The sequence below is a fragment of the Streptomyces sp. NPDC018029 genome, from assembly GCF_044327655.1.
In the GTDB taxonomy this organism is placed as follows: Bacteria; Actinomycetota; Actinomycetes; order Streptomycetales; family Streptomycetaceae; genus Streptomyces.
In genome coordinates, this window is record NZ_JBIRFV010000010.1 from 43,103 (window position 1) to 58,965 (window position 15,863).

The 15,863-nt window shown below is 71.6% G+C and carries 12 protein-coding genes; 3 read left to right on the forward strand and 9 right to left on the reverse strand.

Translation table 11 applies throughout. From position 1 onward, the window contains the following. Positions 1 to 35: 35 nt before the first annotated feature. Positions 36 to 1,748 carry an AMP-binding protein gene (locus ACH4D5_RS28600; protein WP_398307899.1) on the reverse strand — a complete coding sequence of 571 codons (1,713 nt, stop codon included), beginning with the start codon at positions 1,746 to 1,748 and terminating at the stop codon, positions 36 to 38. Beyond that, a complete protein-coding gene (locus ACH4D5_RS28605) occupies positions 1,741 to 2,226 on the reverse strand; it encodes an ester cyclase (protein WP_398307901.1) in 486 nt (161 codons plus the stop codon). The genes ACH4D5_RS28600 and ACH4D5_RS28605 overlap by 8 nt, the downstream gene beginning before the upstream one ends. A gap of 242 nt (positions 2,227 to 2,468) precedes the next feature. Here ACH4D5_RS28605 and ACH4D5_RS28610 point away from each other — a divergent pair, with 242 nt between their 5' ends. Together ACH4D5_RS28610 and sigJ are read left to right on the forward strand one after the other, a co-directional pair. After that, a complete protein-coding gene (locus ACH4D5_RS28610) occupies positions 2,469 to 3,986 on the forward strand; it encodes a DHA2 family efflux MFS transporter permease subunit (RefSeq protein ID WP_398307903.1) in 1,518 nt (505 codons plus the stop codon). Between the two features lie 212 nt (positions 3,987 to 4,198). Further along, complete coding sequence (gene sigJ, locus ACH4D5_RS28615) at positions 4,199 to 5,110, forward strand: RNA polymerase sigma factor SigJ (RefSeq protein ID WP_398307905.1); 912 nt, start codon at positions 4,199 to 4,201, stop codon at positions 5,108 to 5,110. A 108-nt stretch (positions 5,111 to 5,218) separates the two neighbouring features. Here sigJ and ACH4D5_RS28620 read toward each other — a convergent pair whose 3' ends face one another. The 7 genes from ACH4D5_RS28620 to ACH4D5_RS28650 form a co-directional block, all read right to left on the reverse strand. After that, positions 5,219 to 7,549, reverse strand: a complete 2,331-nt coding sequence (locus ACH4D5_RS28620; protein WP_398307907.1) for a LuxR C-terminal-related transcriptional regulator — start codon at positions 7,547 to 7,549, stop codon at positions 5,219 to 5,221. A gap of 142 nt (positions 7,550 to 7,691) precedes the next feature. Beyond that, complete coding sequence (locus ACH4D5_RS28625) at positions 7,692 to 8,939, reverse strand: benzoate/H(+) symporter BenE family transporter (protein ID WP_398307909.1); 1,248 nt, start codon at positions 8,937 to 8,939, stop codon at positions 7,692 to 7,694. Further along, positions 8,939 to 10,240, reverse strand: a complete 1,302-nt coding sequence (locus tag ACH4D5_RS28630; protein WP_398307911.1) for a nucleotide sugar dehydrogenase — start codon at positions 10,238 to 10,240, stop codon at positions 8,939 to 8,941. Before ACH4D5_RS28630 ends, ACH4D5_RS28625 begins: the two co-directional genes overlap by 1 nt. A gap of 11 nt (positions 10,241 to 10,251) precedes the next feature. Further along, positions 10,252 to 11,208, reverse strand: a complete 957-nt coding sequence (locus ACH4D5_RS28635; RefSeq protein ID WP_398307913.1) for a UbiA family prenyltransferase — start codon at positions 11,206 to 11,208, stop codon at positions 10,252 to 10,254. Beyond that, the gene (locus ACH4D5_RS28640; RefSeq protein ID WP_398307915.1) at positions 11,205 to 12,017 is read right to left on the reverse strand and encodes a class I SAM-dependent methyltransferase; all 813 of its coding nucleotides are present in this window, start codon (positions 12,015 to 12,017) and stop codon (positions 11,205 to 11,207) included. Before ACH4D5_RS28640 ends, ACH4D5_RS28635 begins: the two co-directional genes overlap by 4 nt. A 29-nt stretch (positions 12,018 to 12,046) precedes the next feature. Continuing rightward, a complete protein-coding gene (locus ACH4D5_RS28645; protein ID WP_398307917.1) occupies positions 12,047 to 13,165 on the reverse strand; it encodes a DegT/DnrJ/EryC1/StrS family aminotransferase in 1,119 nt (372 codons plus the stop codon). Beyond that, positions 13,162 to 14,367 carry a DegT/DnrJ/EryC1/StrS family aminotransferase gene (locus ACH4D5_RS28650; RefSeq protein ID WP_398307919.1) on the reverse strand — a complete coding sequence of 402 codons (1,206 nt, stop codon included), beginning with the start codon at positions 14,365 to 14,367 and terminating at the stop codon, positions 13,162 to 13,164. Before ACH4D5_RS28650 ends, ACH4D5_RS28645 begins: the two co-directional genes overlap by 4 nt. A 464-nt stretch (positions 14,368 to 14,831) precedes the next feature. On the opposite strand from ACH4D5_RS28650, the gene ACH4D5_RS28655 reads away from it, so the two are divergent. Continuing rightward, the gene (locus ACH4D5_RS28655; RefSeq protein ID WP_398307921.1) at positions 14,832 to 15,863 is read left to right on the forward strand and encodes a polyprenyl synthetase family protein; all 1,032 of its coding nucleotides are present in this window, start codon (positions 14,832 to 14,834) and stop codon (positions 15,861 to 15,863) included.

Sequence of the window (15,863 nt, forward strand, 5' to 3'; positions counted from 1 at the left end):
GGACGCCCGCCCGGCCGGGGTGATGACACAGGCTCTCAGGCGAGCAGCGGCCGCAACTCCCCGACGAGGACCTTTCCGTTCTCGTTCTTCGGCAGCTCCGCGACTCCCACGACCCGTTCAGGGATGTACCACTCCGTCATTCCGCGTCCGGCGAGAAACGCGCGCAGTTCCGCCAGGTCGGGCGTCCGGTCCGCGCGGGGCGCGAGCACCGCGCACGCGTGTTCCTGGCCGTCCTCCCCGCTGTATCCGATGATCACGGCTTCGCGCACGTCGGGGTGGTGCAGGATCTCCCCCTCCACGTCCGCCACGGGGATCATGTACGGCCCGCCGACCCGGCGGCTCGCCCGCCCCTCGAAGCGCACGCCGCCCGCGCCGTCGTCCCGGACCAGATCGCCGGTGTCCATCCACCCCTCGTCCCGCGTCCACGTCGGCTGTGCCACGCCGCCGTCCGCGCCGGGCGACCACACGGCCACGCAGACGGAGGGGCCACGGACCCAGAGCCGGTGCACGCCGTCCTCCCCCGGGACCTCCCGCAGGGAGATCTCCAGGCCCGCGAGGGGCCGGCCGTCACTGCGGACGGCACCGGGCGGCGGTCCCCCTTCCGGGGTGCGGATGCCCATGCCGAGTTCGGTCATCCCCCAACAGGTGCGCACCGGCACCGAGAAGGCGTCGGTGACGTCGGCCACGAGTTTCGGCACCACGGGCGCGCCCCCGCACATGACGAACCGCAGGTCGGGCAGCTCGTGCGGGTCGGCCCGCTGCGCCTCGACCAGCTGCGCCGCGAAAGGCGGCGCGGCGAACACCTGGGTGACGCGTGCCTTCGCCATCAGCTTCAGCTGTTCCGCCGCGTTCCAGGTGTCCAGGTACACCCCGGTGCCCTGGGCGAGGATCGGCCCCCAGAGGCAGTACAGGAGACCGGCGAGCCCCGAGACGGGGTGGGGTGAGCAGAACACCTCACCCTTGTCCCAGCCGCGCTCGGCGGCACCGGCCGCCGCGGCGGTCCCGGCGTGGAGCGTGTTCTCGGTGTGCAGCACGGCCTTGCGCTCGCCGGTGGTGCCGGAGGTGAACATCACCAGGATCACGGAGTCGAGGTCCGGCCCGGAGGGCACCTCGATCGGCTGCGGCAGCCGGTCCTCGTGCGCGGTGTGCAGGAAGTACGCGGCGAAGTCGACGGCTCCGTCGGGCACTTTGTCGCCGTAAACGACCCGGTGGCGCAGCTCGGGGAGCCCGGGCGCGATCTCTTCGAGGACCGCCGCGTAGTCGTAGCCGTTCCAGGTGTCCGGGACGACGCAGAGGCTCGCCCCTGTCACCCGGAGCAGTCGCTCCACCTCCCTGCTGCGCATCGTGGGCAGCAGCGGCACCGCCACGGCGCCCGTCCAGGCGCAGGCCAGGGTGAGTGCGGCGGCCTCCCACCAGCCGGGGAACTGGAAGGCGACCCGGTCGCCGCGCCGGATCCCCAGGGACAGCAGTGCGGCGCCGAAACGCTCGGCGTGGCCCGCGAGTTGGGCGTAGCCGATGGTGACCGGGTCGGTCGCGTCCGTGCGGGCTGCGACGACGGCCGGGGCCTCGGGGTGTTCGGCGGCCGTGTCGAGGAGGTCCTGGATGATGGACCGGTCACGCCACCAGCCGCGCTCGCGCATGCGCGCGGCGACGTCCTCGGGCGGCCGGATCCCGAAGGGGATCTCCCCGGCACCCGGTTCGTGCGGTCCGTGCGATTCGTGGGCAGTGGAGGCGGCGGGCTCAGGCACGCGTTCCCCCGTCATGCGGTGCGGATACGATCTCGGGCGCGGGGTCGACCAGGTCGCGGGGGAACTCCATGCCCCAGCGCACGAGTTCGATGTACGGCAGGTGCAACGACCCGACGGCCACGACCTGTTCGGTGATCCGGCCGTCGCGGACACGCACGGTGTGGGCCTCGATGCTCGTCCCGCGCTCGCCGGTGGGCTCCTGCCCGAGGAACGGGCCGGTGTTGTGCCAGTGCATCGTGAAGCGGAACGCCACCCGGGTGCCGTCCGCGTTCGAGAACTCGTCGTGCAAGGCCACCCGTACGCCCGGGAACCCCTGGTGTACGGCCTTGCAGAACTGAACGATGAACGGGACGCCCTTGACCCCCCATTTGAGGGGTGTGTAGAAGACGGCGTCCTCGTCGTAGAGCTCGGTGAGGGTGTCCCAGTCCTGCTCCCCGAGGGCCCGGATGTATCGCTGGATGAGCGTCTCGCCGTTCAATGTCCGCTCCTGCCTTCCATGTCGTGGTGCGCGGCCTTCACTCTCACCCAGTACCGACGCAGCGGCGCCGCGAAGTGTGACAGGCCTGTCCAGGCCATGGGCGTTGTCGCTTCCCCATCCCCAACTCGCCAGCAGTTTCAGACCGTTTCCTTGATTCCCGTCGTACTCATGTCACGGTTTCGCCTCCGGCTGCGTCGGTCCTGTTGAAGCACCTCACACGACGACGAACGAGAGGCCGCGGGATGGTCACGGACGCACCACACACTCGGCAGCGGAACCCCTGGCTGGTGCTTGCGGTGCTCTGCGCGAGCTCCTTCATGACGCTGCTGGACACGACGATCGTCACGATCGCCATTCCCGAGATGGCGGCGGGGCTCGGCGCGTCGCTGGACGACATCCTCTGGTTCGCCAACGCCTACATGCTGGTCTTCGCGGCGCTGCTGCTGCTCTCCGGACGGCTCGGCGACCGCTTCGGGGCGCAACGGGTCTTCGCCACCGGGCTCGCGGTCTTCACCCTGGCATCGGTGGTGTGCGGCCTGGTGGACACCCCGGGCCAGATGATCGCGGCCCGGGCCGTCCAGGGGCTCGGCGCCGCGGTGATGATGCCGCAGACCCTGGCCCTGATCAGCGCCGTCTTCCCGGCGGAGCGGCGTGGGGCCGCCTTCGGCGTGTGGTCCGCCGTCGCGGGTCTGGCCACGGTCGCGGGGCCCACCGTCGGCGGCGCGCTGGTCTCCGGCCTCGACTGGCGCTGGATCTTCTTCATCAATCTCCCGATCGGCGCGGTGGCGCTGCTCGGCGCGCTCGTCGTGGTGCCCGACGTCCGGACGGGCCAGCAGTCCTCGCTGGACCTGTCGGGTGCCGTCCTGTCCACGGCGGGCCTCACCCTGATCGTGTACGGGCTGATCGAGGGCGAGCGCTACGACTGGGGCACCATCGAGTCCTTCCTCAGCATCCCGCTCGTCATCGCGCTCGGTGTGGCGCTCCTCGGGGTCTTCGCGGTGCACCAGCGGGCCCGTCAGGACCGGCGCCCGCTGGTGCCGTTCGAGCTGTTCCGCAGCCGCGGGTTCACCGTCTCCGCCCTGCTCGGCGCGATGCTGCTGTTCGGTTCCATCGGTGTGCTGCTGCCGCTCACCCTCTACCTGCAGTCCGTGCTCGGGCTCTCCGCGGGCGAGGCCGGTCTCGCCCTCGTACCCGGACCGCTGGTCTCGATGTTCGTGGCACCCCTGGCCGGCAGCGCAGTCGGCAAGCTGGGCGGCCGCAAGCTGCTCATCCCCGGGCTGCTGATCTTCGGTGCCGGTATCGCCCTCACCGCCGTCATGGCCGAGCCGGACTCCAGCGTGTGGGCCATCATCCCGGGCCAGGTGGTCTTCGGCATCGGCATGGGTCTGGTCTTCGCGCCCACCAGCACGCTCGCGATGCAGGAGATCCCGCCGCGGCTGACCGGTGTCGCCTCCGGCATGTTCACCACGTTCCGGCAGATCGGCGCGGTCGTCGGCGGTGCCGCGGTCGGCGCCCTGCTCCAGAACCGGCTCGCCGCCGAGGGTGTCCCGGAGGAGGTGCGGCAGCAGGCCGGCCGGCTGACGGACTCGATGTACGCCGACGGCCTCACCGACGCGGTGCGCTACGGCCTGTTCCTGACGGTCGCGGTGGCCGTCGTCGGCTCCGCACTCGCCATGCTCCTGCCGCCGGCCCCGCGACCCGAGCCGGAATCGGCCGCGGAGGCGCCCGCGAAGGCGGACGTCGCCGGAGCCATGGACTAGCGGAATTCTTTCCCCGCCCCCCTCCGCCCGCCGCATTTCCTGAACCCGAAACTGTTCCCTGAAAGGAATTCGCACGCGGCATCGGTGGATTCCGCATGGAGAACGGCAGGAATCGGCAGGAGGGGTGGGAGGCCGGGATTGTAGACTCGGCAGGGCAGTTGGCGATCGATGGCGACGCGTCCTGAACCTGAGTGCACATGGAACGGAGAGTCATGGCCGAGGCGACAGCCGTCTCCGAGCGATCCGGCACCTCGGATCCGTTCGAACGGTACCGGCAGCTTCTGTTCGGCATCTCGTACCGCATGCTCGGTACCGTCGCCGACGCCGAGGACGTCGTCCAGGAGACGTGGCTGCGGTGGCAGCGCGTCGACCCGGACGCCGTCGCCGACCCACGCGGCTACCTGGTACGGGCCGTCACCCGCACCTCCATCGACGAGATGCGCCGCAGCCGGACCCGGCGCGAGGAGTACGTGGGGCCCTGGCTGCCCGAACCGCTGCTGGTCTCGTCCGACGTCGCGGTGGAGTCCTCACTGCTCGGCGAGTCACTGAGCATGGCCGTCCTGGTGATGATGGAGACGCTCTCCCCGCTGGAGCGCGTGGTGTTCGTGCTGCACGAGGTGTTCGGGTTCAGCTTCCCCGAGGTCGCCGAGGCGGTCGACCGCAGCGAACAGGCCGTACGACAGCTCGGCAGCCGCGCCCGGCGCCATGTGCGGCTGCGGAACCGGCGCTTCGAGTCGGACCGCCGGCGGGTCCGCGAGATCACCGAGCACTTCGTCGCCGCCTGCCTCGGCGGCGACGTGGAGGCGCTCATGACGGTGCTGGCCCCCGACGTGACCATGTGGGCGGACGGCAACGGCCACGCGGAGACCCCGCGCGTCCCGCTGCACGGGGCCTCCGTGGTCGCCGAGTACTTCGCGTCCACCGCGGGCGGCTATCCGGCCGGGCTCGTGGTCCGGATGGACGAGCAGCACGACGGCACGCCCGCCGCCGTACTGGCCACCCCGGCAGGGGTGTTCGCCGTGGTCGCGGTCGACGTCGACCTGGTGGACGGCCGTCCCCGGATCGCCGCCGTACGCGCCGTGCGCAACCCGGAGAAGCTGCGCCGGGTCCCGGTCACCCCCTGAGGGTTCCAGTCACCCCCTGAGGGTTCCAGTCACCCGCTGAACGGCCACGGCACGTTCCGGAGGTCGGCCCGCCCGCCGGCCGCCCGCTCAAGGGCGGATGGCGGGCGGTCACTCCGCCAGGGTGTCCACCGCGTCGTGGTACTCCCGGCCCAGCACCCACTTCGCCACGTGAAGGCGCGACGGCACGTCCAACCGGCGCATGACCTCCCGGACGTGGTTCACCACGGTCCACTCCGACAGGCCCAGCCGCTGCGAGATCTGGCGGTTGGTCATCCCCTGGCTGACCAGCTTGGCCACCTCGTACTGACGGGCCGTGAGCCGCGCCGGACGGGAGACCGCCGACGCGGACCCGGCGGGCGGCGGGCCGAAGGCGAGCGCCTCGCCCGCGGCCGCGACGGCGGAGAGCACCCGCCCCTCCCGCCACGCCGCCGCGTACTCGGAGCCGGACAGCAGGCGGCGCGCGTCGGGCAGGGCGGCGGCCACGCCGTGGACGAGCAACGGCGGATGCGCTCCGGTCGACTCCCGCAGCGCGGACGCGGCCGCGAGGAGCCGCGCCACGCGGTGCCCCTGGTGCGGCAGCCGGCGCCACAAGTGCACCGCGTGCCCCTCCAGCACCGAGGGCAGCACCATGTGCTCCCCGATGGACCGCAGCCGGTACAGCCCCTCCCACAGCAGCCGCTCCGACAGCGCCTGATCACCTTGGCAGTCCGCCAGCACGCCGCGCATGCCGAGGACCAGCCCTTCGCCACGGACGTCCCGCGCCCGCAGGAACAGGGAGTTGGCCGTGTCCAGCAGGTCGGCGGTGAGCTTGGCGTCGGTGCACCAGCTCCCGGCCGCCAGCGGCAGCGCGGCGTTCGCCACCTGGACGGTCGCCCCCTCATGGGACGCCACGCGGAGCAGCTGCGCCGCGGCCTTGCGGATCGTCTCGGGCCCCGCGGACTGGTGGGTGAAGGCGAGCCAGGCCAGCGCCGCCCGCTCGTGGGCGGTCTCGCCCTGCTCGCGGAAGGCGCAGGCCGCGCGCCAGAAGCAGTCCGCGGCCAGCCGCACGCTGCCGCGCGCCAGGGCCACCTCGCCCCGTGCCGCGTGGGCCCGCGCGGACGGCTCCTCGTGTCCGGGAGCGGCGACGAACGTCTCCGCCGCCTTGGCCAGCCACTGCTCCCCGAGGTCGAGATGGCCGCGCACCAGCCAGAAGCGGTGCAGGGCGAGGGTGGCGCGCGCCGCGTCGAGCCGGCGGCCGCTCGTCTCCAAATGGGCCAGCGCGGCCAGCAGGTCCTCGTGCAGCGGGGCCAGCCGCTGGAGCCACTCGGCCTGCTGGGGTCCCGTCAGGTACGGCTCGGCCTCGAGGGCGAGCGACAGGAAGTGCTCCGCGTGCCGGCGCCGGGCGTCCGGCAGCTCGCCGGTGGCCGACAGCCGCTCCAGGCAGAACTCGCGGACAGTGTTGAACATCGTGAACCGCGGCTCCCCGCCGCCCGGCGCCACCCGCAGCAGATGGTGGCCGACCAGCGCCTCCACCGCCTGTTCCGTCCGGTGCGCGGGAAGCTCCCAGAACTCCTCCGCGGTCGGGAGGTTCGTGCCGGCGGTGAAGACCGAGAGGTGGGTGAGCAGTGCGCGCTGCTCCTCGTCGAGCAGCCGGAAGCTGTGCTCGGTGATCGAGTGGACGCTGCGGTGCAGCGGCGAGCGCGCGGCGTGGTAGCCGCCCAGCACCGGCCGGCCTTCGCGGAGCCGGGTCAGCAGGCTGTCCACCGGGAAGAGCCGCAGCTTCTCGGTGACCAGCTCGATCGCCAGCGGCAGCCCGTCCATCCGGGTGCAGATCTCCGCCACCGCCCGGGCGTTCTGCGCGGTCAGCGCGAACGACGGGTCGATCGCCCGGGCCCGGTCGACGAAGAGCTCCACCGCGGCGTAGTCCTGGAGTTCGAGGACGTCCTGCCGGTACGGCGAGGGCGGGGTCGGCAGCGGGGGCACCGGGAGGAACCGCTCCCCGTACAGACGCAGGGGGCGGCGGCTGGTGGCGAGGACGCGCAGTGCGGGCGCGTGGCCCAGCAGGGTGTCGACCGCGGCGGCCGTGGCGTCGGCGGCCTGTTCGCAGCCGTCGAGCACCAACAGGCACGGCTCGTCCGGCAGGACGGCGGACAGGGTCTCGGCCAGGTCGTCGCAGCCGGTGGTCCCGTGCAGGTCCAGATAGGCGACCCGGGCGATGCGGGCATCGGCCACGGCCGCGCAGGCCAGCCGGCTCTTGCCGACACCGCCGGGGCCGGTCAGGGTGATCAGACGGTGTGCTTCCTCACCGAGCAGTGCGGAGAGGGTCAGGACCTCCAGGTCGCGCCCCACCAGCGTGTCGCGGTGGCCGGGTACGCGGGACGGGAGGTCGAGGGTCGGCCGGGGGCAGAGCCGGCCGGCGCCGAGCGCCCCGGCGGTCATCGGGATGTCCCGATCGCCCATGGGGCGAATTGTTTGTACTCAGATAACTGAAGTCTTGCATTCCGCATGACGCTACCCCCCGTAGCTCACGGTGCGTGAAACTCAGGGAAGAGCATACGGACCGCATATCTTCCGGGGAACCTTATTTTTCACATTCTTGGAATTACTCTCGCCGCCGTTCCAGATCCTGAGACGAGCGACTGATGACGGAATTCTCATTCCGCTTCGATTTCCTCAGGATCACGCGGCAGAGCATTCCGAAGATCAAACCCCAGAAAGCCGCGCCGAGTCCCCACAAGGTGATACCGGACGCGGTGGTGAGAAATGCGACGATCGCGGCGGTCCGGTGATCCACTTCGGTGAACGCGCCCGAGATGCTGCCGCCCAGGGCACCCAGCAGGGCGACGCCCGCGGCCGCCGAGATCAGCTCCGGCGGCAGCGCCGCGAACAGCCCGGCGACGGTCGCCCCGCACAGGCCGACCGCGACGTACAGCACCCCGCAGCTCAGTCCGGCCACATAGCGGCGGGCGCGGTCCTCATGAGCGTCCGGGCCGGCACAGATCGCCGCCGTGATCGCGCCGAGGTTGAGGGCGTGCGCCCCGAACGGCGCGAGGACGACGGACGCCACACCCGTGTCACGGACCAGCGGCCCCGAGGGCACCGCGTAGCCGGCCGCCTTGAGCGCCCCCACCCCCGGCGCGTTCTGCGCCGACATGGTGACCAGGAACAGCGGCAGCGTCAGGCTCACCAGCGCCTCGCCGGGCCAGGCGGGCGCGGTGAACACCGGGGTGGCGAGGGAGAGTCGGGTGCCGCCGAGGGACAGCGTGCCGGTGAGGCCCGCCACCGCGACGGCCGCGGCGAGCGGCGCCGCTATGGCATACCGGGGCGCCACCCGCTGACAGACGACGTATCCGGCGAGCATCACCCCGGCCACCGCGGGACCGCTCTCCAGCGCCCGGAAGGCGTCCAGGCCGAACCGCAGCAGGATCCCGGCCAGGACGGCGGAGACGACGGCGGCCGGAACGCGCCGCATCAGCGCGTCGAACCAGCCCGTCGCGCCCACCAGTACGGTGAGCGCGGCGGCAGCCAGATACGCCCCGATCGCCGTCGCGTACGGCATCTCGTCGAGCTGGCCGACCAGCAGCGCCGCACCCGGTGTCGACCAGGCCGCCACGATCGGCGCGCGGTACCGCAGGCTCAGCACGAACCCGGTCACACCGCTGCCCACGGCGATCGCCCAGACCCACGACGAGAGGTGGGCCTCGTCCAGGCCGCCGGCGTGCGCGGCCTGGACCACGATGGTCAGGGGCCCCGCGAAGGAGACCACGACCGCTATGGCGCCCGCGACGACCGCGGACACGGACGCGTCCTGCCACATCCGTCGCGCGCGCCCGCCGTGGGCCTCCGCCATCAGAGGATCTCGACGTTGGCGGCGGGCCGCAGCCGCCGCTGGCAGTCCAGGACGTGCTGGGCGCCGCGCAGCACCACGTCGTAGTCGAAGTCGTCGTGATCGGTGAGCAGCACCACCGCGTCCGCGGCGGCCACCTCCTCCTCGGTGAGCTCCACCCTGCGCACCCGGACGTCCAGCGGCACGGATTCCCGTACGTGCGGATCCACCGCGTGCACCTGCGCGCCGGTCCGCAGCAGCAGTTCGGCGACCTTCACCGCCGGTGACTCGCGGGCGTCGCCGGTGTTGCGCTTGTACGCGAGGCCCAGCAGGAGTACCCGGGAGCCGTTCGCCGGGCGCTGGAGCCGGTTGAGGGCTTGGACCAGCCGCTGGACCACGTAGTTCGGCATCTGGCTGTTGACGTCGTTGGCGAGGTCGACGAACCGGAACCGGCGGCCCAGTTCACGCTCCACCCGCCAGGAGAGATAGCGCGGGTCGACGGGCAGGCAGTGGCCGCCGACCCCGGGGCCCGGCGTGAACGGCATGAAGCCGAAGGGCTTGGAGGAGGCCGCGTCGATCGCCTCCCAGACGTCCACCCCGAGTTCGCGGGCGATCACCGCCATCTCGTTGACCAGCGCGATGTTGACGTGCCGATAGGTGTTCTCCAGGAGCTTGGTCAGCTCGGCGGTCTTCGTGTCGCGCACCGGCACGGTCCGCTCGACCACCGTGTCGTAGAACTCGGCGGTGCGGCGCAGGGACTCCGCGTCCACGCCCGACACGATCTTGGGGGTGGTCTCCAGGGTCCAGCGCCGGTTTCCGGGGTCGATGCGCTCGGGGCTGTAGCCGAGGTGGAAGTCGGTGCCGGGGCACAGGCCGCTCTCCTTCTGCAGCAGCGCTCCGAATACGTCCTCGGTGGTGCCCGGGTACGTGGTGGACTCCAGGACGACCAGCGCGCCCGGCCGCAGGTGCGCGGCCAGTGTCAGCGCCGCCTCTTCGATGCAGGTCAGGTCGGGTACGTCGTCGAGGAGCGGGGTGGGCACGGTGACCACGGCCACGTCGAAGCCGTCGAGCGCCCCGACGTCGGTCGTGGGGTGGTAGGCCCCGGACTCCAGCGCCTTCGCCAGCCGGCGCTCGTCCACGTCCTCCACGTAGGAGTCGCCGGACCGCAGCCGGGCGATCCGCCCGACGTCCACGTCGTAGCCCACGACGGTGTGGCCCGCCTCCACGGCCCGTACGGCCAGCGGCAGGCCCACATATCCCTGGCCGACCACCACCACGCGACGACCCGAGCTCGGCGGGACGGCGTCGTTCTTCGTTGGGGACATCGTGTGCCCTTTCAGCCGTTGTGCACGAGCGCCAGGTTCGCCGCGACCAGCAGGACGACGCCCCAGCGGTGGATGGTGACGCCTTGTTTGCGGGCCGAGAGCACCTCACCCGCGACCAGCCCGGCGTGTGCCTGCCGGGCGCGCAGACCCACCACGGGCAGCAGGAACGCGCAGAACCACCACGGCACCGCGCCGACCGCCGCGGTGACGACGATCGCGCCGGTCTCGGCCAGCGAGAGCCCGGCGATGAAGCCGCGGTAGACGCCCGGCGGGACGCTCGTGGCGAGGTTGCGGCGGCCGGCCACCCGGTCGCCGTCCACGTCGTTGATGTTGGAGTAGACCGAGACCATGAGGCTCCACAGTCCGAACAGGAAGCACGCAAGCCACGCCGCACCGGTCATCTCCCCGTTCAGCAGGGCGAAGGGGATCAGCACGCACAGGCCGGTGCTCAGCCAGATGACCGCCTCCTGGCCGCCCCGGTAGCTGAGCTTGAGGCCGTAGGAGTACTGCACGCTGATGACCACCGAGAAGCCTGCCGCCGCCAGCGCCCACCAGGGCCGGTGCGGTGCGACCAGCGCGGTGAGCGCCCACAGGGCGCTGCCCCCGATGGCGCATCCCCAGCCGAAGCGCAGTGCTTGCCGCAGGGTGAGCCTGCCGTCGAGCAGGGGTTTGCGGTCCCGGGCGCGCAGTGACTCCTGCGGGTCGTAGTTGCGGGCGTCGCTGCCGTCCCGTACTCCGGTGACGTCGTCCAGTGCGACGGTGGCCGCCACGACCCCGACCCAGCCGACGTCGAACAGCACCAGGACCCACCAGGTGCGCGGTTCGTCCCAGGCCGCGCCGGGCAGCAGTGCCAGGACGACGAAGACGCAGAGGTAGTAGTCGAAGAAGGAGAGCTTCGCCAACTTCGCGTAGGCGCCCGCCCGTTCCCGGACGCCTTGGCGCGGTGGCGCCGCGGTGGTCGCCGTCATCGTCCCGGCTCCGCTCCGCCCTTGCGGCCGACCGTGCTGATCAGCACCTGGCTCAGCCAGTGGTGGGCCGGGTCGGCCATCTCGGCGAGGGCCGCGTCGATCCGTGCGTCGTCGAGGAGCCCGGCGCCGACGATGCGCGGTCGCATGAACTCCAGCCACAGCATGTAGTGCCTGGCCTGGTCGGAGCCGCCGCGCACCATCACGGCACGGCCCTCCGCCGTCGCCTCAAGGCCGGCGGCCAGGACCAGTTGGTGGTCGACGTGCCCGCCGCGCGGGTCGTGGCCCGACTCGCGCATCAGGCCGTATCCGGCGGCTCGTACGTCCTGGAGGAAGTCCTCCGAGACGTACGAGCGGAACAGTGTGGAGGAGTCGGTGTCCTCCAGGAACAGCACTCCGCCCGGCCGCAGCGCGCGCACCATGCGGTCCACGGCGGCGGCCCTGTCGGGCAGGTGCTGGAGCACCATGCGGGAGTGCACGAGGTCGAACGCCGCTTCGGGCAGGTCCTCCTCCCGCAGATCGTGCCGTACGGCGTCCACCTGGGGCAGTGACGCCAGCGCTGTGAGGCGATCGGTCTGGAGGTCGGTGGCGAGGACCCGTCCTGTGGGGCCCACGCGGTCGGCGAGCCAGCGCGCCACGGAGCCGGATCCGGCGCCGATCTCCAGGCAGTGCCAGCCGGGCCCCACACCCAGCGCGGCGAGCCGCTCCAGGGTTCCGGGGTCCCATATCGCCTCGTTGGTGCGAAGCCGCTCGGTCTCCTTCTCCCAGACCGGGTCGAAGACGTACTCCTGCTGTGCCGGTGGGCTCGTCATGTGGGTCTCCATGGGCTGCACTCGCGTACTCATGCGTAGAACTCGCAGACCGTGTCGGCGATGAATTCGACCTCGGCGTCGCTGAGGTGGGGCCAGATCGGGATGGCCAGGTTGCGCGCGGAGGCCAGCTCGGCGTTGGGCCAGCTGCCGTCCGGTGCGGCCCACGGTGCGAAGGCGGGCTGCCGGGGCAGCGGCACGGGGTAGTAGATGTGGCTGCCTATCTGGTGCTCCGTCAGGTAGGCGCGCAGGTCCTCGCGGCGGTCGACGAGCAGTGAATAGACGTAGTAACAGCGGCCGTTGCGGCCGGCGGGCGGCGCGAGCACACCGCGCTCGCGCAGTGGCTCGAAGCGCTCGGTGTAGTAGTCGGCGATCCGCGCGCGGCGTTCGAGCCGGTCCGCGAAGCCGGGCAGCCGGTGCAGCTGGAAGGCGGCGAGCACCTCGTCGAACCGGTTGTTCTGACCGATCCGGTGGTGCAGGAAGCGGTGGACGCCGTCCTGCCCGTGGTTGCGCAACATCCGTACCGTACGGGCCAGTTCGGGGTCGTCGGTGAGCACGACCCCGCCCTCGCCCGCGGTGCCGAAGGCCTTGACCTGGAAGAAGGAGAACACGCCGAGGTCGCCCCACCGCCCGGCGGGCCGCCCGTCGAGGACGGCGCCCTGGGCGACCGCCGCGTCCTCGATCAGTGCGACACCGTGCTCGCGGGCGATCGCCCCCAGCTGCTCCATGTCCGCCATGATCGAGAAGACGTGGGCCGGCATCAGCGCCTTCGTGCGCTCGGTGATCAAGGACTTGGTGGCGTCGGGGTCCAGGACCATCGTCCACGGGTCGACGTCGGCGAAGACCGGGGTGGCCCCGGTGTTCGCCACCGAACTGGCCACCGGCTGGCAGCAGAACGCGGGCACGATCACCTCGTCGCCCGGGCCGATGCCCAGCGCGCGCACGGACAGCTCGAGACCTCCGGTGCCGCTGGCGCAGGCGATGACGTGGCCGGCGCCGGTCATGTCGCGCAGCGCCGCCTCCAGTTCGGCGGTGCGCTCACCGAGGATGAACCGCTGTTCGGGGCCCGTGCCGAGCTCGTGCACGGTCGACAGCAGCGCCTCGCGGTCGTCCTCGAAGAGGTCGGGGGGAAAGAAGGGCAGAGTTTTCACGATGCGGCCCCCGTGTAGAAGCGGCGGACGGCCTCGCACACCCGGTGCACTTCGTCGAGGGCGAGGTCGGGGTGGAAGGGGAGGGCGACGGTGCGCTCGCAGGCCGCCTCCGCGTTCGGGAAGTCGCCCCGGCGGTGGCCCAGTTCGGCGAAGCAGGGCTGGAGGTGGAGCGGGATGGGGTAGAAGACCTCGGTGCCGATGCCCTCTCGGGTGAGGTGCTCCACCAGGGCGTCCCGCCGCTCCACCTCGATCACGTACACGTAGAAGACCGGGTCCGCCGGTACGCCGCGGTCGACCACCGTGGGCACCCGCAGGACGCCCGGCATGTCGGACAGCAGCTCGGTGTACACCGCCGCCAGTTCCCTGCGCCGGTCGATCGCCGCGTCGAGCCGGGGCAACTTGCCGAGCAGCACGGATGCCTGGATGTCATCCATCTTGCTGTTGGTGCCCGAGGCTCCCGACAGGTTGGAGATGCCGGCGATGTGGTCCACGGTGCGGCCCATCCGGCCGTGGTGGCGCAGGATCGCCACCTGCTCGGCGATGTCCGGATCGTCCGTCAGGACGGCGCCCGCGTCGCCCAGCGCGCCCAGGGTCTTGGTGGGGAAGAACGACAGGACGCCGGCGTCGCCCAGCAGCCCGGCGTGGACGCCGTCGCGGCGCATGCCGATCCCCTCGGCGCTGTCCTCCACCACCTTCACGCCGTGCCGCTCCGCCAGGGCGCCGAGTGCGCCCATGTCGGCGAGCTGCCAGAACAGGTGCACCGGCATGATCGCCTTGGTACGCGGGGTGATGGCCGCCTCGGCGGAGCACGGATCCAGCGAGTAACCGGCCGGTTCGATGTCGGCGAAGACCGGCTTGGCGCGGGCCAGCGCCACCGAGGTGGCCGTGGCGGCGAAGCTGAAGGCCGGCACGACGACCTCGTCGCCGGGAGCGACACCACAGGCTCGCAGCAGCAGGACGAGGGCGTCCGTCCCGCTGTTCACCGCCACCACGTGCCGTGCTCCCGTGTAGGCGGCGAGCGCCTTCTCCAATTCCGCGACCTGCCGGCCGTGGGAGTACTTTCCACGGTCGAACATCTCGTTGAGACGGCGCTTGATGTCCGGCCAACAGTCGTTGAACGTGTCGGCCTGGGTGAAGAACGGAACCGGCTTTCCGATTTCTCGTTCCGTATTTCGATCGGTGCTCCGGGCAGGGGTGATCACACAGTCCTCCGTGTAGCAGGACGGAGATATGGATGTGCGAAGCTAAGCCGGTCGATTTCCCGGCGGCAATGACAAACCCTTGCCGGGACCGGGGACGGGGGACCGGCAAGTATCAGTCATGCCGGACCGTGGGAGGTGTCGAACCAGCAGGTCAGGAAGGGTTGTTGAAGGACGCCGACCAGCCTTGCCGGGGGTCGTGGAGGGGGTCGGCGCTTGACACGGAACGCCCCCTCACCGCAGCTTTTCCAGGGTACCGCCGCGTTTCCGCATCACGTGTCAGAGTCCGATGAGCGGGTGACAGAGGATGTGCTCTCTTTGAAATTTCACGGCGATTCCGGAGGACCGGAGAAGTCGGCGGCACCGCATGTGAAGACTGCGGTTCCCGCCGGGCACGAGAAATCCGAAAGAACCTACGCCGAGGACATCGTGTGCGGGCCACCGACCTCCCGAACGAAAGGCACCGCATGAGCGACGACGGCGTGCTGACCCGGTCGCTGGACGCCGTCCAGGAGCGCATCGACACCGTCCTCACCCAGGAGAGCGCGCGCTGGACCGCGGTGGATCCGCGCTGTGCCGCGTTCGTCGACAGCGTCACCGCCATCACCACCGCCAAGGGCAAGCTGCTGCGCCCCCGCTTCTGTCTCCTCGGCCACCTCGCCGCCGGCGGCACCCCCGGCCACGACAAGGCCGTCGACGCGGCCGCCGCCCTCGAACTCCTGCACACCTTCGCCCTGTTGCGCGACGACGTCCTCGACGACTCGCCGCTGCGCCGGGGCGCCGTCACCGCGCACGAACGGCACGCCAAGGAGCACCGGGCACGCCTCCTGCGCGGTGAACCCCGCCGCTACGGAGAGGGCATCGCCAACCTCGCCGCCGACCTCGCACACGTCTACGCCGACCGGCTCGCTCACGCGCTGCCCGCGGCGGCCCAGGCGGTGTGGGACGAGACCCGGGTCGAGGTCACCGTCGGCCAGTACCTCGACATCACCGTCGCCGCCGAAGGCGTGGCCGACCCGGAGCTCTCCCGCTGGATCGCGGTCTGCAAGTCCGGCCGGTACACCATCCAGCGTCCCCTCCAGCTCGGTTCCGCCCTCGCGGGCCGGCCCGATCTGGCCCCTGTCTTCGAGAGGTACGGTCTGCCGCTGGGCGAGGCGTTCCAGCTCAGGGACGATCTGATCGACGCCTTCGGTGATGCCGAGGACACCGGCAAGCCCGCCGGTCTCGACCTCGACCGGTTCAAGATGAGCTACCTGCTCAGCCTCGCCGTACGCAGCGACGACCGGATCCGGGAGCTCGCCGCCACCCCCGCCGCTCCCGACGGCGCGGCCAGGATGCGCGAACTGCTCGTCACGACCGGTGTGGCCGACAAGGTCGAACAGCGCATCGCGGACCTCGTCGACCAGGCGCGCGAGGCGGTCGCCGACGCGCCCCTGGTGCCCCGCTGGCGCGCCGAACTCATGGAACTCACCACGCGTGTGGCGTACCGGGACCGCTGA

What these genes read in the sequence shown, in the direction of transcription:
- ACH4D5_RS28610 (WP_398307903.1), top strand. Translation starts at nt 2,469, where the DNA reads ATGGTCACGGACGCACCACACACTCGGCAGCGGAACCCCTGGCTGGTG.
- sigJ (WP_398307905.1), top strand. Translation starts at nt 4,199, where the DNA reads ATGGCCGAGGCGACAGCCGTCTCCGAGCGATCCGGCACCTCGGATCCG.
- ACH4D5_RS28620 (WP_398307907.1), bottom strand. Translation starts at nt 7,549, where the DNA reads ATGGGCGATCGGGACATCCCGATGACCGCCGGGGCGCTCGGCGCCGGC.
- ACH4D5_RS28625 (WP_398307909.1), bottom strand. Translation starts at nt 8,939, where the DNA reads ATGGCGGAGGCCCACGGCGGGCGCGCGCGACGGATGTGGCAGGACGCG.
- ACH4D5_RS28630 (WP_398307911.1), bottom strand. Translation starts at nt 10,240, where the DNA reads ATGTCCCCAACGAAGAACGACGCCGTCCCGCCGAGCTCGGGTCGTCGC.
- ACH4D5_RS28635 (WP_398307913.1), bottom strand. Translation starts at nt 11,208, where the DNA reads ATGACGGCGACCACCGCGGCGCCACCGCGCCAAGGCGTCCGGGAACGG.
- ACH4D5_RS28640 (WP_398307915.1), bottom strand. Translation starts at nt 12,017, where the DNA reads ATGACGAGCCCACCGGCACAGCAGGAGTACGTCTTCGACCCGGTCTGG.
- ACH4D5_RS28655 (WP_398307921.1), top strand. Translation starts at nt 14,832, where the DNA reads ATGAGCGACGACGGCGTGCTGACCCGGTCGCTGGACGCCGTCCAGGAG.